This is a genomic window from Streptomyces sp. ActVer, from assembly GCF_027270795.1.
GTDB lineage: Bacteria > Actinomycetota > Actinomycetes > Streptomycetales > Streptomycetaceae > Streptomyces > Streptomyces umbrinus_A.
In genome coordinates this window covers 1-3,980 of the sequence record NZ_JAPWHT010000660.1, presented here as the reverse complement: position 1 = coordinate 3,980, position 3,980 = coordinate 1, and the positions used below count along the sequence as shown (strand labels likewise).

Below are 3,980 nucleotides of genomic sequence, written 5' to 3'. Positions count from 1 at the left end.
GGTGCCGCGCCCGCCGGGGTGCGGCGCCGCGGCGAGGAGGCCCAGCGGGCGGCCGCCGCCGGTGACCTGAACATCCTCATCGGCTACGACCTGCGCTTCTGGCGCGAGCTCAGCGGGCTGTTCGGCAACCCGTACCTCGCCGACTTCCTGCACCGGCTGCGCGTCCAGTCCTGGGTGTGCGCGGTCCAGCACCTGCGCCGGGTCGACGACCTGCGCGGCCGCCTGTGGGCCGAGCACACAGCCCTCGTGGACGCCCTCACCGAACGCGACGCCCCGACCGCCCACACGATCGTGACCGCGTACGACGCGCACTCGGTGGCGCTGATCGAGCAGTTGGTGGCGGACTAGGGCGGAGGATCCCGGCCGAGGGCGCGGGTGGGTGGTCCGGGTTGGGCCGAGGATCCGGGGCCGGAAACGGCGGGTGCGGGGGTGGGGCCGTCAGGTGTGGGGTATTCGACGTTCACGGCGGGGCCCGACCGCGCTTGCACCCATTACGCTTTCTTGACCACCGTGCTACGCGAGGAGCTCTCAGTTGGCCTGTGACCTGTGGCTGGTCCCGCTCGTCGACGTGTTGTGCCACACGCCCGACAACCCCTTCGCCGAGGAACTCGCGCTCTACGACAAGGTCCTGGGCGAGGCCGGACTCCCGCCGGTGCCGGTCTACGCCTACATGCCGGGCCTCTCCGGCGATGTGGCACCGGTCGCGGGCTTCGACTACGACGCGCTGCACTTCCTGCGCCGCGCGTATCTGCTGCAGGTGTGCGGGCTCGCGGTGACGCCGGTCGACGAACTGGGCGGCGACTACGAGCAGTTGCTGGAGATGTTCGACGCCACGGCCCAGCAGTCGCACCTGGTCTGGCACTACGACCACGCGGGCGCGTACGTGCCGGTGGACTTCCCGCACCCGCTGTCGAGCGACGAACTCCTCGCGGGCGGGGGCCCCTTGGGCTCGTCCCAGGCCCTGCTGCGGGAGCTGGAGTTCGTCGCCCCGACGATCGGCATCGACCCCGCTGTGCCGCCCGTCGCGCCGCAGCCGCCCATGGCCCCCACCGAGCTGGAGGAGCCGGCCGCGCCCGCGCCCTTCGACTCCAGCCCGTTCGCCCGCGAACGGCATGTGTGGCTGGGGCTGCACGCGGCGGCGACGCGGAGCCTGGCGCAGGGCTCGATGATCATCTTCAGCTAGCCCTGCCGTCGTCCGGGGCCCGCTGTACGGGTGCCCTGCTGTACGGCGTTACGACGTGCAGACGTCGGTCAGTTCGTCGGCGGCGGCGTCGATCCGGCCGGAGTCCGGGCTGGTGTCGCCGTCCAGGACGGCCTTGTTGTAGTCCTTGACGGCGTCGTTGAGGTCGTCGACCGCCTTGCCGACCTTGTCGTCGTTCGTGCTGTCGCCGTCCGTCCTGTCGTTGATCCTGTCGAGGTTCTTCTCGATGGTGTCGATGGACGAGTCGGTCCGCGTGGGATCCTTCACCGCGTCCGCACCGGCCTCGTGGATCGCCTTGAGGCTGTCGGCGATCGTGTCGGCGTTCTTGAGGCAGCTCAGCGAGTTGTCGAGGTCGTCGTCCTCGCATCCGGTGAGCAGCCCGGCAGCGAGCGTGACGGCTGCCAGGGTGGTGACGACGGTGACGGTACGGCGTACCGGGCGACGGTTCGCGGCCATGGAATGAGCCTTCCTGGATCGGCTTGTGATGCCGTCCACGATTCCGTCGTACTCGCGCCGCCACGAGGGACCGGCCCCCCGAGTCCGTGGTGTAGCGGGCTACACCATCACGCCCCGGCGGTCAGCGCAGCTCGGACAGCCCCTTCTGGAGGTCCTCGCCGTTCATGATCGGGCAGACCTCGACCTCGGCGTTGAACTGGGTGAGGAACGGCTCCCCGACGGGAGGCAGCTCCGAGCTGTCCTGCATATCGAAGAACAGAAGGCAGGTACGCCGGCCGCCCAAGGGCGCGAAGTACGCCGCCTCGGGCTTGAGATGGTCCAGGATCTCCTTGATCAGCTCCGGCATCTTGCCGCTGCGGATCGCTTCGTTCGACTTCTCCGTGTCCAGAGTGGCCTTGAGCATGACGCGCATCGCGCTCACCTTCTCCTGATCGACGCACGCACGTTTGCACCATCAAGCCTATGCCCGCCATGTGAGGTACGCCCACTCTTGTGCCTGGGCGGAGGCGGCGGCCCAGACCTCACCGTCTCCGGCAGGGCCTGGGCCGCGTTCGTCTCCGGTCAGTTGAACTTCCGCCAGTCGTAGGTCAACTGGTACTGGCCGCCGTGGCCGCTGAAGGTGACCGTCTTGTCAGGGCTGTTGTCCTGGCCGCCGAACGTGTTGGTCAGGCCGTGGATGACACAGCTGACCGTGTACGGCTTGAAGACGTCGTCGCCCCACAGGCCCTTCAGCCACTCGAAGACCTGGCCGACCACGAAGCCCACCGCGATACCGACGGCGATGCCGACGGGCCCGCCGGAGGCGCCGATCGCGCCACCGATCGCGGCCGCGACCGCCGTGACAACCTTCTCCTTCACCTTGTCGAGCAGGTTGTTGAGGAAGTCCGCGAGGCCGCCCCAGTCGATCTCCGCGAGCACGAACGTGCAGAAGTACGACTTGGGGAACGTCACCTTGCTGCTCTCGGTGAGGCTGAAGGACGTGAACCGCCGCGGCGGTGAGTACGTCTGCACGACCCCACTGCTGAAGCTCTTCACGCGGAACGCGGAGACCTTCTTGGTGTCGCCGTCCTCGTCGACGGACGTACCGCCGAGGTCGATCTCGTCCTTGCCGATCTCGCTGGTCTCCTTGACACACTTGACCCGGTGGATGCGCAGCTCCAGATTGCGCAGCTCCACGCCGCTCGCGGCGGCGGCCGACGCGATCCCCTCTCCGGTCAGCGCCTTGGCCATCCGCTCCAGCTCCTGGACCGGGAACTTCAGGTTCTGCGGGAACGCCAGCCTGCCGGCCTGTGCCTCGATGCCGGTCCTGGACTTGAGGTCGACCTTGGCGAGGTCACCGAGCCGCTTCTGACGGGCCGCCCCGCCGCCGAGCTCCGTCATGACCTTGTCCGCCGCCTGCTTCTGCTGTCCCTCGGGCAGTACGCGGAAGCGGCTCGCGAGCAGTTGCTCGACGCTTCCGGCCTCGTCCGGCAGCGGGTAGGCGCGGGGATCCGCGTGGTGCGCGGCGACCTTGTCGGCCGCCAGCTGGATCTCCAGCGCGACCCGCTGGGCCACCGCCTTGAGTTTGGCGCTGGGTATGTCGGTGACTTCGAGTTCCTTGTCATCGGCCATGAAAACTCTTCCCCCCTGTTTGACTGATGGCGCGAGCCACAGACGCTAGGGCCCCGATGCCGGGAAACGACCTCGGGAACGACCCGGGAGAGTCCCTAGTCCTGTCCCGGGAGCGCAACCTCCTGGCCCGCCAGCAGCGCGGCGAGGCGGGTGCGCGAGGGGACTCCGAGCTTGGCGTAGATGCGTCCCAGGTGGAACTCCACGGTCTTGACGCTGATCACCAGCTCCCGCGCCACCTGCCGGTTGGTCAGACCGGCCACCACCCGTCCGGCCACCATCCGCTCCTGCGCGGTGAGCGACGAGGCGCCTGTCCGCAGCCGCGCCTGCCCGGGGACAACCGGACCTCCGGCGCCCGCGCCTCCAGCGGCCGGACCACCGACGGGCGCACTTCCGCTTCCGGCGGCCGGCCCACCAACTGGCGCATCTCCGACGGCCGGACCACCAACGACCGGACCGCCCACAGGGCCGCCAACCGCCAACTCCCGCTCGCAGCGCTCCAGATCGGGCCGCGCCCGCAACCGTACGAGAAGACCGCGGGCCTCGCGCAACTGCTCGCCGGCCCGGGCCCGCTTGGACGTTCGGCGCAGGAACTGCCCGTACGCGAGATGCACCTGGGCCCGGGCGAAGGGCTCCTCGGTGCGGCGGGCGTGCCACAGCGCGGCCCGGAACGCCTTCTCCGCGACGGCCGCGTCCCCGACGGCGGCCGCCAGGG

The 3,980-nt window shown here is 69.7% G+C and carries 6 protein-coding genes; 2 read left to right on the top strand and 4 right to left on the bottom strand.

Annotated elements, in window-relative coordinates; all coding sequences use genetic code 11:
- Positions 1-348, top strand: a 348-nt coding sequence (locus O3Q52_RS49960) for an FCD domain-containing protein (RefSeq protein ID WP_269655064.1), incomplete at its 5' end; no start/stop codon positions are given.
- A gap of 184 nt (positions 349-532) precedes the next feature.
- Positions 533-1,183, top strand: coding sequence for a hypothetical protein (locus O3Q52_RS49955; RefSeq protein WP_143640212.1), 651 nt, complete (start codon positions 533-535; stop codon positions 1,181-1,183).
- Between the two features lie 48 nt (positions 1,184-1,231).
- Here the strand turns inward: O3Q52_RS49955 and O3Q52_RS49950 are convergent, their stop codons facing one another.
- From O3Q52_RS49950 to O3Q52_RS49935, 4 genes are all read right to left on the bottom strand, one after another.
- On the bottom strand, positions 1,232-1,657 hold the full coding sequence (locus O3Q52_RS49950) for a hypothetical protein (RefSeq protein ID WP_269655063.1): 426 nt from the start codon (positions 1,655-1,657) through the stop codon (positions 1,232-1,234).
- Between the two features lie 121 nt (positions 1,658-1,778).
- Positions 1,779-2,069, bottom strand: coding sequence for a hypothetical protein (locus O3Q52_RS49945; RefSeq protein ID WP_189843271.1), 291 nt, complete (start codon positions 2,067-2,069; stop codon positions 1,779-1,781).
- A gap of 149 nt (positions 2,070-2,218) precedes the next feature.
- A complete protein-coding gene (locus O3Q52_RS49940) occupies positions 2,219-3,268 on the bottom strand; it encodes a hypothetical protein (RefSeq protein WP_269655062.1) in 1,050 nt (349 codons plus the stop codon).
- Positions 3,269-3,363: 95 nt separating this feature from the next.
- Positions 3,364-3,980 (bottom strand): helix-turn-helix transcriptional regulator (locus O3Q52_RS49935; RefSeq protein ID WP_269655061.1); only part of this gene is annotated, 617 nt, incomplete at its 5' end.

Excerpts from the sequence above, each read along its gene's own strand:
- O3Q52_RS49940 (WP_269655062.1), bottom strand. The coding sequence starts at position 3,268 with ATGGCCGATGACAAGGAACTCGAAGTCACCGACATACCCAGCGCCAAA.
- O3Q52_RS49950 (WP_269655063.1), bottom strand. The coding sequence starts at position 1,657 with ATGGCCGCGAACCGTCGCCCGGTACGCCGTACCGTCACCGTCGTCACC.
- O3Q52_RS49945 (WP_189843271.1), bottom strand. The coding sequence starts at position 2,069 with ATGCGCGTCATGCTCAAGGCCACTCTGGACACGGAGAAGTCGAACGAA.